The sequence below is a fragment of the Buttiauxella sp. AC038 genome, from assembly GCF_979253565.1.
Genome location: NZ_CEEDCQ010000001.1, coordinates 3,974,750 through 3,989,313, shown reverse-complemented (window position 1 = coordinate 3,989,313; position 14,564 = coordinate 3,974,750). Strand labels below are relative to the sequence as shown.

Below are 14,564 nucleotides of genomic sequence, written 5' to 3'. Positions count from 1 at the left end.
CAGCCGCTGTGTTTCATTGCCTTTACAGGGCCACACTTCTATTCTGTTGATAACACTAATTAAATGAGGGCATCGCTGTGCGCATTGGTATCGACTTAGGTGGAACAAAAACAGAAGTGATCGCACTGGCGGATGATGGTAAACAACTTTTCCGTCATCGCCTGCCAACACCGAAAAATGATTATCAGCAAACCATTGGCACCATTGCTGAATTGGTTCGCCTGGCTGAAGAGGCCACTGGTGAGAAGGGAACGGTCGGCGTTGGTATCCCAGGCTCAATCTCGCCCTATACCCGAGTGGTAAAAAATGCCAACTCAACCTGGCTCAATGGCCAACCTTTCGACAAAGACTTATGCAATGCGCTAAGCCGTGAAGTGCGTTTGGCAAACGATGCCAACTGCCTGGCGGTTTCCGAAGCCATAGATGGTGCAGCAGCAGGGGCAGCGATTGTCTTTGCGGTGATCATCGGAACCGGCTGTGGCTCAGGTATCGCCATTAACGGCCGCAGTTTGATTGGTGGCAATGGTACTGCGGGCGAGTGGGGGCACAACCCATTGCCCTGGATGGACGAAGACGAGCTGCGTTTTCGCGAGGAAGTGCCTTGCTACTGTGGCAAACAAGGGTGCATCGAAACCTTTATTTCCGGTACCGGCTTTGGCACCGATTACCATCGCCTGAGCGGGAAAAAGCTCAAAGGCAATGAGATCATGCATTTAGTCGATCAACAAGATCCGGTCGCTGAACTGGCGATCGCGCGTTATGAAATGCGTCTCGCAAAATCACTGGCGCACATCGTCAATATTCTTGATCCCGATGTGATTGTATTGGGCGGTGGGATGAGCAATAACGAACGCTTGTACAAAACGGTGCCGCAGCTAGTGAAACCGTGGGTATTTGGTGGCGAGTGCGAAACCCCAATTCGTAAAGCGGTGCACGGTGATTCCAGCGGTGTACGTGGTGCTGCATGGTTGTGGCCATTAGAGAAATAAAAGCGGGCCTATGACGCTGCGCTCGGAGATCGGGTAAGCGCAGCGTCATCCGCAAAAATCAACCGACAGCAAACTCCTTCGCCAGGCGACTCACGCCTAACCCGTTAATCTTCTTCACCTTAATCTGTACTGGAATGCGTTCTTTCATCGCTTCGACGTGGCTGATGACGCCAATGGTTTTTCCACTGGCATTAAGCGTATCCAGCGCATCTAGCGCGGTATCCAGCGTTTCGGCGTCCAGCGTGCCAAAGCCTTCATCCAGGAATAGCGAGTCGATACGCGTTTTATGGCTCACCAGATCGGAGAGCGCCAGTGCCAGCGCAAGGCTGACCAGGAAGCTCTCGCCACCAGAAAGTGTACGCGTGTCACGCACCGCATCAGCCTGCCAGGTATCCACCACTTGTAATTCCAGCGCTTCGCTGTCTTTGCGTTGCAACAAATAGCGCCCGTGTAGTCGGTTGAGCTGGTTGTTGGCAAGCCATACCAGGTTGTCTAGCGTCAGCCCTTGGGCAAACTTACGGAATTTATCGCCTTCTTTTGATCCAATCAGCGCGTTGAGATAACCCCAGTCTTCAACTTGCTGCTGGCACTCTACAATGGCCTGCATCAGCCCTTGTTGGCGCTGGCGGTTTTCAGCATCGTGGCGCAATTGCTGCTGAATCTGGCCTTGCTGAGTGGTGTTCTCGCGCAACTGCTGGTTGCAATGGGCTAACTGTTCTTGCAGCTCGCTCAGCTGTGTATCTTCCGCCAGTGCTTGCGGGCGAGCAGCAGTATGCTCCGCTAGCGCTTTCTCAGCCTGCTGGCAGAGCACGGTTTGCTGCTGGTGTTGTTGCTCAAGCTGCTGTTTTTTCTGCTCAAGCATCTGGCGTTCATTTTCATCCAGCAACGCCGCCTGGAATGATTCCACGTCGGTAAAGGGACTTGCGGCAAGCGCACTTAGGAATTGCGCGTTTGCCTGAGCAACACGAGTTTCCTCTTGCTGCAGTTGCTGTTGCAGTGTTTGCCATTGGCTTTCCAGGGCAATGCAATCGCTGTGCAGCTGGTGCCAGTTTTGTAATGCTGCGATTTGTTCGCTTTCGGATAGCAACGCTGGCACGGTGCCATCGTCAATAAAGGCATTTAACACACCCTCAAGGCTTGCCAGTTGTTGCTGCAAACGCGGTAACTGTTCACTGCGTTGCTGCCAGAGTTGCGATTCCTGCTGTCGCTGCGCCAGCCAGTTATTTTCTTCACCGTGAGCGGGATGTTGCAGGCCAACATTTTCCAGGGCTGTGTTCAGCGCTTCGCGTTGGGTTGCAATTTCATCGGCAAGTTTACGATGCTGGACTTTCGCCTGAGTTAGCTGTTCTTCCAGCACAATGCGCTGGCTAAGCTGATGCAGCTGCTGTTCGCGCTGCTCCTCACTTTCGAACCAGTGCTGAATATCATCTTCGGGTGCCAGCACCAATTGCAGGCTGGCGCACAGTTGTTGCCAGTGAGCGCGCAGCTCGTTTTCTTCTTCATCCAGGGTCTTGATGGTATGAATCAGGTTTTCACGTTGTTTGCGCTGTGTATCAAGCTGGCCTTTCATCGCAAAGCCCGCTTCTGCAAGGCTTGCTACTTCCAGTTTTAATTTATCCAGGCGCTGCTGGTTTTCACCTGGTTGTATCGCCTGGTAATCAGCGACCGCCGGGTGTTGCGTGGAGCCGCACAGTGGGCAAGGTTGCTCAGGTTGCAAAAGGGCGCGTTCAGCTTCCAGGCTGACAATGCGTTTTTCCAATTCGCATACTTTCTCCAAATCACTCTCATGTTGGCGGCGTTCTTTATATTGCTGGCGTTTAAGCACCAGCTGCGCATCGCCTTCGGTAATCTGTTTCTCAAGAATGGCGAGCTCTTGTTGCTGAAGAGCTTTGCGCTTGAGTAATGAGGAGAGCTGCGGTTGAAGCGTTGCAAGCCTCTGGCGCTGAGGGCGCGCGGCAATCGTCGTCTGTAAATGAGCACTAACTTCATCTGCGCTAAGAGACAATTCAATGACAGGCAGCAGAGCGAGTTTTTTCTGGCTGGCATCGATATCTCGTTGCAAAGTTTGTAGCTGAGTGGCATCACGCTGTTGCTGGCTGAAAGCCATGCGCCAGCCTGCCAGTTCTGCCCCCCACAAGCGAAAATGTCCGTGGGTTTTCAGCCAATCCTGAAGCTGAGTATCCTCTTCAGTCAGTTTTGCAGCCTGGCTTGCTGCTGCGAGCCGTGTCTGCTGGCGGCGTGCCTTTGTCTGAAGTAAGCGAGTGTTCACTTCCTCAGTTTTAATGCGCGTGGCTTGTAGAGTGGTTTGTAATTCCTGTAACCGTTTCCAGTCCGGGCGCAGTTTTTCTGCGGGTTGCGCTCGGGTGAGTTTTTCTAACTGCGGTGCCGCCTCTGTTATTGCGAGGGTTGCAGCATTCAAGGCCTGTTGGGTCTGTGTATGCTTCTGTGTGAGCTGTGAAAGCAGGCCGAGCCACTGCTGGTGTTGCTGGAGTTTAAGTTGTTCTGCAAGCTGTACTTTTTCTTCAGTAGTAAGTGCCTGCAAACTCTCAGCAAGCTGCTGGCGCTGCTCTTCGCTCAATAACGCTACACCCGCAGCCTGGGCTTGCAGGTTCTCAAGTTGGCTGCGCACATTTTTATGATTTTCGAACACTGCCGCAGAAACGGTGCCGTAAATTTCAGTGCCGGTCAGTTCTTCGAGCAGCGAGGCACGGTCATTGGCATCGGCATTTAAAAAGGCAGCGAACTGCCCTTGGGATAGCATCATCGAACGGGTAAAGCGGTCGTAATCCAGCCCGGTCAATTTGGCGGTGATCTCGAGCTTATCTTTGACCTTATCGGCGACTATTTTGCCGCTGGCTACTTCTGCCAGCTCCACACGCGGGGCTTGTAGATTGCCGTTTACCGCGTTGCGTGCCCGGTTCTGGCTCCAGAATGCGCGGTAGGCAACACCTTTTACTTCAAACTCCACTTCCGCCAGACATTCGGCTGTATCGCGAGTCATCAGATCATTTTGCGACTGTGAGACGGTATTGAGGCGCGGCGTCTTGTGATAAAGCGCGAGGCAGATAGCATCGAGCAGCGTGGTTTTCCCCGCACCAGTTGGCCCGGTTATAGCAAACAATCCGTTGCTGGCAAAAGGCTCGCTGGTGAAATCAATTTTCCATTCCCCTTTCAGGGAGTTGAGGTTTTTTAACCGTAGGCTAAGGATTTTCATGCCTGTTCCTCCGTGTCATGCAGACTGGCAACGGTTTGAGCAAACAGGGTGCGCAAGCGCTGCGCACGCTCCTCGGTGGTCTCTTCCTGAACCAGGCGGCGTTCAAAAACTTCCTCAACGGTGAGTTCACTCAGGGTTTCTTTATGCTGCTGGGCGATAACGCGTTCGCGCTGCTCACGGCTACGGCGCAGCAACACCACTTCTACTGGCAGCGTTTCGGTGATTTGCTGGATATGGCGTTGCATATCATGCAGGTATTCATCGGTGGCGATTTCGATATCCAGCCACACTTTGGGTTCTGCCGGGGCATCGCGCCACTGTTCTAGTTGCTGTTCAATTTCAGACAGCGAGCCTTTGATAACCGCTAACGGCTGGCTAACTGGAACAGTCAGTGGGGTGACCTCATGAAGTTTACCCTCGGCAAACTCAACCAGATAAACGCTCTTGGTCTTGCCGGTTTCGTCAAAACTTAGCGGAATAGGTGAACCGCTGTAACGGATATGTTCGGTGCCGCCAATTAATTGCGCACGATGAATATGGCCAAGCGCTATGTAATCGGCATTCGGGAAATGCTGCGCCGGGAAGGCATCAAGCGTGCCAATATAGATGTCACGCACTGCATCGCTTTTTGTCACGCCGACGGTCGTTAAATGCCCGGTGGCGATAATCGGCAGCTTCGCGTCAGCGCGCAAATCGCAGGCTGCGCGATAACACTGCTGATAATGTTCGCTAATGGCTTCCATTAAAGAACGCTGTTTTTCATGGCCGGACAGCCCCGCCTGGCTGCTTTGAATATCGCGTGGGCGCAAAAACGGGATTGGGCACAGAATCGCACCCGCCTGGCCGCTTTTGGTATTGAGCCGGATAGCTTGCTGGCTTGCATCATGGCGGGCACTGGCAATCACATATGTATTCAGGCAGGCCATAAGCTCGCGGGATTCGTTGAGCGTCGCCACTGAATCATGGTTTCCTGCCAGCACCACGAGCGAGCATCCCGTCGCCTGGAGTTGCACCACAAAGCGGTTATACAGTTCTCGCGCATAGCTTGGCGGTGAGCCGGTATCAAAAATATCACCCGCAACGATTATGGCATCCACATCATTTTCAACGGCAGCTTTGAGCAGCCATTCAAGAAACGCCTGGTGCTCAGGACCGCGACTTTTGGTATAAAAATTTTGACCAAGATGCCAGTCTGATGTGTGAATTATGCGCATGACCTGTCCGGTGGCTTAAAAATGAAGTCCCGATTATATACACGTCGCCCTTGAAGATGCAGGGGCAAGGCGAAAACGGCATATGTCTCTGTGTCATAAATGAAATTGATGGGTTGCTGAACAGTCATTTTTTTCATAAATCTGTCATAAATCTGACGCATAATGGCACCGCATTGAAACAACAATAATTATTCCCTGGACAAGACAAATCATGGCGAAACGCATTCTGGTCGTAGAAGATGAAGCTCCAATCCGCGAGATGGTCAGTTTTGTGCTTGAGCAAAACGGTTTTCAGCCAGTTGAAGCGGAAGATTATGACAGTGCAGTGAACTTGCTTATCGAACCTTTCCCCGATCTGATTCTGCTGGACTGGATGCTGCCAGGCGGCTCCGGTATTCAGTTTATTAAGCACCTGAAACGTGAAGCTATGACGCGTGATATACCGGTGATGATGCTGACTGCGCGTGGGGAAGAGGAAGACCGTGTGCGAGGTCTCGAAGTCGGGGCCGATGACTATATTACTAAGCCGTTTTCTCCGAAAGAGTTGGTGGCGCGTATTAAAGCTGTGATGCGCCGTATCTCTCCGATGGCGGTAGAAGAAGTGATCGATATGCAGGGGCTGATTCTAGACCCGTCGTCGCATCGCGTGATGACCGGGGAAAACCCATTGGATATGGGGCCAACAGAATTTAAGCTACTGCACTTCTTTATGACACACCCGGAGCGGGTGTATAGCCGTGAACAATTGCTCAATCATGTATGGGGCACCAATGTTTATGTCGAAGACCGAACGGTTGACGTACATATTCGTCGGTTACGCAAAGCGCTCGAACATAGTGGACATGACAGAATGGTACAAACAGTACGCGGTACGGGTTATCGGTTCTCAACCCGCTTTTAATTCCTTATCAGGAGAGTGACGCGTGCTGGAACGGTTGTCATGGAAAAGGCTGGTACTGGAGCTGGTGCTCTGTTGTATACCGGCCGTCATTTTAGGCCTTATTTTTGGCCATTTACCTTGGTTTTTATTACTGGCAGTCACTGGGCTGCTGGTTTGGCATTTCTGGAATCTGCTACGTCTGTCGTGGTGGTTGTGGGTTGATCGTAGCATGACGCCTCCGCCGGGGCGGGGGAGTTGGGACCCGCTGTTGTACGGCCTGCATCAGATGCAACTGCGTAATAAAAAGCGCCGAAAAGAATTAGGCAATTTGATTAAGCGCTTTCGTAGCGGTGCAGAATCATTGCCCGATGCGGTCGTACTGACCACCGAAGAAGGGACGATTTTTTGGTGTAATGGACTTGCTCAACAATTATTGGGACTGCGCTGGCCGGATGATAACGGGCAGAACATCCTTAACTTGCTGCGTTACCCTGAATTTACCCGCTATTTGTCGCAGAAAGATTTTGCTCGCCCGCTGACACTGGTACTCAATAATGGCCGCCATCTGGAATTTCGCGTAATGCCTTATAGCGACGAACAGTGGCTGCTGGTGGCGCGTGATGTGACTCAGATGCACCAGCTTGAAGGGGCGCGTCGCAACTTCTTTGCCAACGTCAGCCATGAACTGCGTACACCGTTAACGGTGCTGCAAGGTTATCTGGAGATGATGCAGGATCAAACCCTTGAAGGCCCGCTGCGCGAGAAAGCGTTGGGCACGATGCGCGAACAAACCTCGCGTATGGAAGGGCTGGTTAAGCAGCTTCTCACGTTGTCAAAAATTGAAGCTGCACCCGCGATGGTGCTCAATGAAAAGATTGATGTGCCACTGATGTTGCGTGTGGTGGAGCGCGAAGCGCAAACTCTCAGCCAGCAAAGACAGACGTTACAGTTTGATATTGATCCGGCTTTAAAAGTGTTTGGTAATGAAGAACAATTGCGCAGTGCGATTTCAAACCTCGTTTATAACGCCGTAAACCATACACCAGATGGCACACATATTACCGTGAGCTGGAAACGGGCTGCGGGTGGGGCGTGCTTTAGCGTTGCGGACACGGGACCGGGCATTTCAGCCGAACACATTCCACGCCTGACCGAGCGTTTCTACCGCGTGGATAAAGCGCGTTCACGGCAAACCGGTGGCAGCGGGCTGGGGCTTGCGATAGTGAAACATGCCTTGAGCCATCATGATGCGCGTCTTCATATTGAAAGCCAGCCGGGTAAAGGAACGACCTTTTCCTTTGTACTGCCTGAGCGTCTTATCGTTAACGAAAAAGTGGTTCAGCCAGAGTAGCTTGCTCTGGCTGTGTCAAAAAAACTTTCCACAGGCCAGTCTTCTGGTCTGTGTTTTTTTTGCTCAGATGTAAATCAATAATCCTCGATTGGTTGTAATTTGACCGCACAAACGACCATGATATTTTCTGATGGATAAACTTATCCTCTAACTTTCTGGCTAATTTAAGGATATCAATCTGGTTTTTGGATCCCTTCTTGCCTTCAAACGCTATAAGCGTTTTAATTGCGCCCCTGTAATTGGTAGACCGACTGGATTTGAGTGGTAATTCAAACAACTATTCTTCTCCACCGATCCAGGAAAGGATTTTCCGCTGTCGTAACTACCAATTGCCGCTTTTATGCCGAGTTAACCCGTATAAAAATTTGAATATTTTCAAAACTTTCAACACCACACATCCACAGGCTGTATAAATTTTATGACTCATCATTTGAAATCTCGAGACATCCTCGCACTGGGCTTTATGACCTTTGCGCTGTTTGTCGGAGCAGGCAATATCATTTTCCCGCCAATGGTGGGTTTACAGGCTGGTGAGCATGTCTGGATTGCCTCCCTTGGCTTCCTGGTCACCGCAGTTGGCCTGCCCGTTCTGACTATTGTCGCTATCGCTCGTGTTGGTGGTGGTATTGATAGCCTGAGCTCGCCAATCGGCCGCCGTGCCGGTGTGCTGTTGGCCACCGTTTGTTATCTGGCCGTTGGACCACTGTTTGCGACACCTCGTACAGCGACTGTCTCCTTCGAAGTGGGGATTGCGCCGCTGGTTGGCAGCAGTGAACTTGCTCTGTTTATCTACAGCCTGGTTTATTTTGCCATTGTTATGGCCATCTCTTTGTATCCGGGCAAATTGTTGGATACCGTTGGTCATGTGCTGGCTCCGGTAAAAATTGTCGCGCTGTTAGCGTTGTCAGTCGGTGCGATTCTGTGGCCTGCTGGTGGTATCAGCACCGCAACTGAAGCGTACCAACATGCGGCGTTTTCTAACGGCTTCGTCAATGGTTATCTGACCATGGATACGCTGGCATCTTTGGTCTTTGGGATTGTCATTGTTAACGCAGCGCGTTCACGTGGCGTTACTGAATCTCGCTTACTGACGCGCTATACCATCTGGGCTGGCCTGATTGCAGGTATCGGCTTAACGCTTATTTACTTAGCACTGTTCCGCCTGGGTTCTGACAGCGCATCGCTGGTTAGCGATCAAAACGCGAACGGTGCCGCAATTCTGCATGCGTATGTTGCTCATACCTTCGGTGGTGCCGGTAGCTTCTTCCTTGCCGCGCTGATTTTCCTCGCGTGCATGGTAACGGCGATTGGCCTGACTTGCGCGTGTGCTGAGTTCTTCAGCCAGTTTCTGCCGCTGTCTTACCGCTCGCTGGTGTTTATCCTTGGCCTGTTCTCGATGGTGGTTTCTAACCTCGGCCTGAGCCATTTGATTCAGATTTCGATTCCAGTGCTGACGGCAATTTACCCACCGTGTATTGCGCTGGTGGTACTGAGTTTCACCCGTCCGTGGTGGCATAATTCAACTCGCGTTATCGCTCCGGCGATGCTCATCAGTACCTTGTTCGGTATCCTTGATGGGATTAAAGCTTCGGCAATCAGTGATATTTTACCAGCGTGGACGGCGCGTTTGCCGCTTGCTGATCAAGGGTTGGCATGGCTAGCACCAACGGTCATCATGGTGGTTATTGCCATCATTTGGGACCGCGCCGCAGGGCGACAGGTGGCATCCGCCGCCCACTAAAAATTAAAATTATGTTCAACCACGGGGCTTAGCTCCGTGGTTTTTTTTATTGTTAAGCAGGTATGGAATCAATGGAAAACGCTAATAAACTCAAGCGCGGCTTGAGTACCCGGCACATACGCTTTATGGCGTTGGGTTCGGCAATTGGCACCGGGCTGTTTTATGGCTCGGCAGACGCAATTAAAATGGCTGGCCCAAGTGTATTGCTGGCTTACATCATTGGCGGGGTGGCGGCATATATCATTATGCGTGCACTCGGCGAGATGTCGGTTCATAACCCTTCAGCCAGTTCATTCTCCCGTTATGCGCAAGACAACCTTGGCCCATTAGCCGGATATATCACTGGCTGGACCTACTGTTTTGAGATCCTGATTGTGGCGATTGCAGATGTTACCGCCTTCGGTATCTATATGGGGCTCTGGTTCCCCGCAGTGCCCCATTGGGTCTGGGTATTGAGTGTGGTGCTGATTATTTGTGCCATTAACCTGATGAGCGTGAAGGTGTTCGGCGAGCTGGAGTTCTGGTTCTCATTCTTCAAGGTTGCCACCATCATTATCATGATTGCTGCCGGCATTGGCATCATCGTATGGGGTATTGGTAACGGCGGCAAGCCAACAGGTATTCATAACTTATGGAGCAATGGCGGCTTCTTCAGCAATGGCTGGATAGGCATGATTATGTCGTTGCAGATGGTGATGTTTGCTTACGGCGGTATTGAAATCATTGGCATTACTGCCGGTGAAGCGAAAGACCCGCAGCAGTCGATTCCACGTGCGATCAACTCTGTTCCTTTACGCATTCTGGTGTTCTATGTGGGCACGCTGTTTGTCATCATGTCGATTTACCCGTGGAACCAGGTTGGGACGGAAGGTAGCCCGTTCGTGTTGACGTTCCAGCATATGGGGATAACGGCTGCGGCAGGCATTCTGAACTTTGTTGTTATCACCGCCTCGCTTTCTGCCATTAACAGTGACGTATTTGGTGTAGGCCGTATGCTGCATGGTATGGCAGAGCAGGGTAGTGCGCCGAAAGTGTTCGCCAAAACCTCACGTAACGGTATTCCGTGGGTCACCGTATTAGTGATGTGCTGTGCGCTGCTACTGGCGGTAGTGCTCAACTATCTGATTCCGGAAAACGTCTTCCTGGTGATTGCGTCGTTGGCAACATTTGCCACCGTGTGGGTATGGATAATGATTTTGCTGTCGCAGATCGCTTTCCGTCGCAAACTTTCACCAGAACAAACAAAGGCGCTGAAATTCCCGGTTCCGGGTGGCGTTGCGACCACAGCAGTCGGGCTAGTGTTCCTGGTGTTTATTATCGCGCTTATCGGCTGGCACCCGGACACCCGCATTTCGCTGTATGTTGGCTGTGTGTGGATAGTTTTGCTGTTGATCGGTTGGCTATTCAAACGCCGCCAGATACTCGCCGCAAGCGAAAGCAGCAACGGAGTTTAATCACCGTTGTCAGGTGGACTAGCGTAAGCGAAATCCACCTTGCTGCTTACATCTCCGGGCATTCCACTTTGCTTATCGCATCCCAGTAGTTTTTCTCGTTATTGCGCTCAAGAGCAATCCTCGCATCACGGATATAGGCTTTATTATCCTCATTAGAGAGGATTTTATTCGCCCAGACCTCATCAGATGTTTTCTTCTGCGGGTGGCAAGCCTTCTTTAAGTCGCTGATAATTTGTTGTTTATATTTGCCAAACTGCAGAGATTCGTAAGCCGAATTTGCCAGAGAATTGGCAGACCAGACCACACAAAGAAGCAGAGTAATATTTCGGACGATAGACATAACGGTCTCCTGAACGGTGAGAATATTCTCACTATAGGTAGCGCTAACTTATTAAGCAAACGGCTCAATTTCTCATCCCCCGCTTTCATCCCCCAATAAAAATAGCAACGATGAGTGATAGCCAGCTACGCTGTGGCAAGGTGGCGGCAATAAATTTTCTGGGGATACGATTATGTTGAATGCATGGCACCTTCCGGTGCCCCCTTTCATACAAACACGTAAAGACAAGTTGTACATCACATTGTGGGTTTCTGGCGATGATTTACCGCAACGTGTAGTTCTGCGTTACGAAAAGGATAATGAAGAAACCTCAATACAGATGACGCGCCAAAAAGTGGCTCCGGAAGAAGGTGTGGTGGCATGGCGCGGTGTGATTGATCTAACCGAAGGGCAGCCGCGCCGACGCTACAGCTTCAAGCTGCTGTGGTTGGATAAACAGCGCTGGCTAACACCGCAAGGTTTGAGATCAATTCCGCCTGCAAGACTTGAGCAGTTTGCGATCGATCTTCCGGATGACGGCCCGCAATGGGTACAGGATCAGATCTTCTATCAAATTTTCCCCGATCGTTTTGCGCGTAGTGAGCAACGCACGCCAGAGCAGGATCAGGTTTATTATCACCATGCGGCAAAACGCGACATCATTTTGCGCAATTGGGATGAACCGCTCAGTGGAGATGCCGGCGGATCGACATTTTATGGCGGCGATCTGGATGGGATTAGCGAAAACCTGTCGTACCTGAAAAAGCTGGGTGTCACCGCGCTGTATCTCAATCCTATCTTCACCGCGCCGAGCGTACATAAATACGATACTCAGGATTATCGTCACGTAGACGTGCAGTTCGGCGGCGATCACGCCTTTTTGCGCCTGCGTAAAAATACTCAGAAATACGGCATGCGCCTGATGCTGGACGGCGTGTTTAACCACAGTGGTGATACGCATCAGTGGTTTGACAGGCAGCAAACTCATGGAGAGGGGGCGAGCCACAATCCACAATCTCCATGGCGTGATTTTTACAGCTATAACCAAGAGGGGCATGCGCTCGACTGGCTTGGCTATTCCAGCTTGCCGAAACTGGATTATCAGTCTTCCTCGTTGGTCGATGAGGTTTACCAGGGGGAAGATAGTATTGTGCGCCATTGGTTACGTGAGCCGTGGGGCATCGACGGCTGGCGGCTTGATGTGGTGCATATGCTCGGTGAGGCTGGTGGGGCGAGGAATAACTTCCTGCATGTCACGGGCATTACCAAAGCTGCAAAAGAGACCAATCCCGATGCTTATGTGTTGGGCGAGCATTTTGGGGATGCGCGACAGTGGCTACAGAATGACACTGAAGATGCGGCAATGAACTACCGTGGCTTCACATTCCCGCTGTGGGGATTCCTTGCGAACACCGATATTTCCTACGATCCGCAGCATATCGACGCACAAACATGTATGGCCTGGATGGATGAATATCGTGCGGGGCTTTCTCAGCAGCAGCAATTGCGGATGTTTAACCAGCTTGATAGCCATGATACTGCGCGTTTCAAGTCGATTCTGGGTAATGACGTCGACAGGTTACCGCTGGCGGTAGTGTGGCTGTATTGCTGGCCTGGTGTGCCTTGCGTTTACTACGGCGATGAAGTCGGTCTGGATGGTAATAACGATCCGTTCTGTCGTAAGCCATTCCCGTGGAACCCGGATCATCAGGATCTCGATCTGCTGGCGCTTTACCAACGCCTTGGAAAGTTGCGACATAAAAGCCGGGCTTTGCGCCAGGGAGGTTGCCAGGTCATTCACGCTGACGGCGACGTAGTGGTATTCGTGCGCGTTTACCAAAGCGAACGGGTGCTGGTGGCAATCAACCGGGGAGAAAATGTGGCGGTTACGCTGCCAAGGCAACCCCTGTTAAACGACAAAACCTGGACTCGGCTTGAAGGAGAAGCCAGGTTTGAAAACCAACAACTGGCGCTGCCTGCTGTTTCGGTTTCCGTTTGGCATTGCTTGTAATTCTGTAACCGGTTTCCCTTTTGCCACGCGAAGGGGAAAACCGGTGCTATTCTTATTCTTCGTCCCCCCACAGTTAAGACCCGCTTAAGTTAGACATTTCCAGATCTCATGCCAATTGGGAGGAAGCACTGCGTGCATCCTCCATAATTATCTAGATGAAATTTAAGGAAACTTTATGTCTATACATGAACTTCTCGACCCGACTAACTCAACTCTGATTTTTATCGATCATCAACCGCAGATGGCTTTTGGTGTCGCAAATATTGACAGACAAACATTGAAAAACAATACGGTAGCGCTCGCAAAAGCAGGCAAGATTTTTAACGTCCCTACCATTTTTACCTCAGTGGAAACTAAAAGTTTTAGTGGCTACATCTGGCCCGAACTGCTGGCTGTTCATCCTGAAATAACTCCAATCGAACGATCCTCAATGAATTCCTGGGAAGACGCTGCTTTTGTTGCAGCGGTGAAAGCCACCGGTCGAAAGAAGCTGGTGATTTCTGCGTTGTGGACGGAAGTCTGCCTGACATTCCCCACATTAATGGCGCTGGGAGAAGGCTTTGAAGTGTATGTAGTGACCGATACCTCAGGCGGCACCTCTGTGGATGCGCATGAGCGTTCGATTGACCGCATGGTTCAGGCAGGGGCGGTTCCGGTGACCTGGCAGCAAGTGCTGCTTGAGTATCAACGTGACTGGGCGCGGCGTGACACTTACGACGCGGTTATGGATCTGGTGCGCGAGCACAGCGGCGCGTACGGGATAGGGGTTGATTACGCCTACACCATGGTTCATGGCGCGCCAGAGCGAAAAGCCTGATTCAAAGGAATAGTTCATGGCTGACAACAATACGGTTACGTTGGTTATTACTCACGCCCTGAAACCGGGGCATGCTACGCGATACGAAGATTGGCTCGCGAAAATTATGCCTGCGGCGGCACGCTATCCCGGGCATCTCGGGGTGCACGTTATTCGCCCAACGACCGGAAACAATGTGTACAACATCGTTATCCGCTTCGATACGCTGGAAAATCTCACCACCTGGACGAAATCAGCTGAGCGTGAAGCGTTGGTCGATGAGATCAAACCGATCCTCAGCCAGGACGATCATCTGGAAGTGCGCACCGAAAACGCATTTTGGTTCACTCCGGAAACACCAACGATCAAACGTCCGGCACAGTGGAAGCAATTCCTGATAACGCTGGCCGTCATTTTCCCAAGCACTAATGTGGTGCCACGTATCACTGCCATGGTTTTCCCTTCGCTGCATGGTTCGCTTTTGTTACATCTCATCAATGACGCGTTAGTGGTGGCGTTGGTGGTGTGGCTATGGATGCCAATCATGACGCGCCTGTTTGCAGGCTGGCTGAAAAAATAACGTTCCACTGAGGAG

Annotated in this window: 11 protein-coding genes; 8 read left to right on the top strand and 3 right to left on the bottom strand. The window is 51.3% G+C overall.

The features are described 5' to 3' along the window. The first annotated feature begins 77 nt into the window (after positions 1 to 77). Positions 78 to 989 (top strand): fructokinase, encoded by a 912-nt coding sequence (mak, locus tag AC0IXI_RS18920; protein ID WP_064516553.1) that lies wholly within the window; start codon positions 78 to 80, stop codon positions 987 to 989. A 58-nt stretch (positions 990 to 1,047) separates the two neighbouring features. On the opposite strand, the gene sbcC is transcribed toward mak, so the two are convergent. Next, the gene (gene sbcC, locus AC0IXI_RS18915; RefSeq protein WP_471682939.1) at positions 1,048 to 4,203 is read right to left on the bottom strand and encodes an exonuclease subunit SbcC; all 3,156 of its coding nucleotides are present in this window, start codon (positions 4,201 to 4,203) and stop codon (positions 1,048 to 1,050) included. Next, positions 4,200 to 5,417, bottom strand: a complete 1,218-nt coding sequence (gene sbcD / locus AC0IXI_RS18910; protein ID WP_134184069.1) for an exonuclease subunit SbcD — start codon at positions 5,415 to 5,417, stop codon at positions 4,200 to 4,202. Before sbcD ends, sbcC begins: the two co-directional genes overlap by 4 nt. A 211-nt stretch (positions 5,418 to 5,628) precedes the next feature. Here sbcD and phoB point away from each other — a divergent pair, with 211 nt between their 5' ends. The 4 genes from phoB (at position 5,629) to proY (ending at position 10,843) form a co-directional block, all read left to right on the top strand. Beyond that, positions 5,629 to 6,318 carry a phosphate response regulator transcription factor PhoB gene (gene phoB / locus AC0IXI_RS18905; RefSeq protein WP_064516559.1) on the top strand — a complete coding sequence of 230 codons (690 nt, stop codon included), beginning with the start codon at positions 5,629 to 5,631 and terminating at the stop codon, positions 6,316 to 6,318. Between the two features lie 22 nt (positions 6,319 to 6,340). Further along, positions 6,341 to 7,648: a phosphate regulon sensor histidine kinase PhoR gene (gene phoR, locus AC0IXI_RS18900; RefSeq protein WP_064516561.1), complete on the top strand. Its 1,308-nt coding sequence runs from the start codon at positions 6,341 to 6,343 to the stop codon at positions 7,646 to 7,648. A 418-nt stretch (positions 7,649 to 8,066) separates the two neighbouring features. Continuing rightward, complete coding sequence (gene brnQ / locus AC0IXI_RS18895) at positions 8,067 to 9,389, top strand: branched-chain amino acid transporter carrier protein BrnQ (RefSeq protein ID WP_471682938.1); 1,323 nt, start codon at positions 8,067 to 8,069, stop codon at positions 9,387 to 9,389. A 71-nt stretch (positions 9,390 to 9,460) separates the two neighbouring features. Further along, positions 9,461 to 10,843 carry a proline-specific permease ProY gene (gene proY / locus AC0IXI_RS18890; protein ID WP_134184067.1) on the top strand — a complete coding sequence of 461 codons (1,383 nt, stop codon included), beginning with the start codon at positions 9,461 to 9,463 and terminating at the stop codon, positions 10,841 to 10,843. Between the two features lie 46 nt (positions 10,844 to 10,889). Here the strand turns inward: proY and AC0IXI_RS18885 are convergent, their stop codons facing one another. Continuing rightward, complete coding sequence (locus AC0IXI_RS18885) at positions 10,890 to 11,183, bottom strand: YicS family protein (RefSeq protein ID WP_064556978.1); 294 nt, start codon at positions 11,181 to 11,183, stop codon at positions 10,890 to 10,892. 172 nt (positions 11,184 to 11,355) lie between these two features. On the opposite strand from AC0IXI_RS18885, the gene malZ reads away from it, so the two are divergent. The 3 genes from malZ to AC0IXI_RS18870 all read left to right on the top strand — a co-directional run bounded on the left by malZ (position 11,356) and on the right by AC0IXI_RS18870 (position 14,549). Beyond that, positions 11,356 to 13,173 carry a maltodextrin glucosidase gene (malZ, locus tag AC0IXI_RS18880; RefSeq protein WP_413498098.1) on the top strand — a complete coding sequence of 606 codons (1,818 nt, stop codon included), beginning with the start codon at positions 11,356 to 11,358 and terminating at the stop codon, positions 13,171 to 13,173. A gap of 175 nt (positions 13,174 to 13,348) precedes the next feature. Further along, entirely contained in the window at positions 13,349 to 13,990 is a 642-nt protein-coding gene (locus AC0IXI_RS18875) for a hydrolase (protein WP_064516574.1), read from the top strand. A gap of 16 nt (positions 13,991 to 14,006) precedes the next feature. Beyond that, a complete protein-coding gene (locus AC0IXI_RS18870; RefSeq protein ID WP_471682937.1) occupies positions 14,007 to 14,549 on the top strand; it encodes an antibiotic biosynthesis monooxygenase in 543 nt (180 codons plus the stop codon). The last annotated feature ends 15 nt before the right edge of the window (positions 14,550 to 14,564 follow it).

What these genes read in the sequence shown, in the direction of transcription:
- sbcC (WP_471682939.1), bottom strand. Translation starts at nt 4,203, where the DNA reads ATGAAAATCCTTAGCCTACGGTTAAAAAACCTCAACTCCCTGAAAGGG.
- sbcD (WP_134184069.1), bottom strand. Translation starts at nt 5,417, where the DNA reads ATGCGCATAATTCACACATCAGACTGGCATCTTGGTCAAAATTTTTAT.
- phoB (WP_064516559.1), top strand. Translation starts at nt 5,629, where the DNA reads ATGGCGAAACGCATTCTGGTCGTAGAAGATGAAGCTCCAATCCGCGAG.
- brnQ (WP_471682938.1), top strand. Translation starts at nt 8,067, where the DNA reads ATGACTCATCATTTGAAATCTCGAGACATCCTCGCACTGGGCTTTATG.
- proY (WP_134184067.1), top strand. Translation starts at nt 9,461, where the DNA reads ATGGAAAACGCTAATAAACTCAAGCGCGGCTTGAGTACCCGGCACATA.
- AC0IXI_RS18885 (WP_064556978.1), bottom strand. Translation starts at nt 11,183, where the DNA reads ATGTCTATCGTCCGAAATATTACTCTGCTTCTTTGTGTGGTCTGGTCT.
- malZ (WP_413498098.1), top strand. Translation starts at nt 11,356, where the DNA reads ATGTTGAATGCATGGCACCTTCCGGTGCCCCCTTTCATACAAACACGT.
- AC0IXI_RS18875 (WP_064516574.1), top strand. Translation starts at nt 13,349, where the DNA reads ATGTCTATACATGAACTTCTCGACCCGACTAACTCAACTCTGATTTTT.
- AC0IXI_RS18870 (WP_471682937.1), top strand. Translation starts at nt 14,007, where the DNA reads ATGGCTGACAACAATACGGTTACGTTGGTTATTACTCACGCCCTGAAA.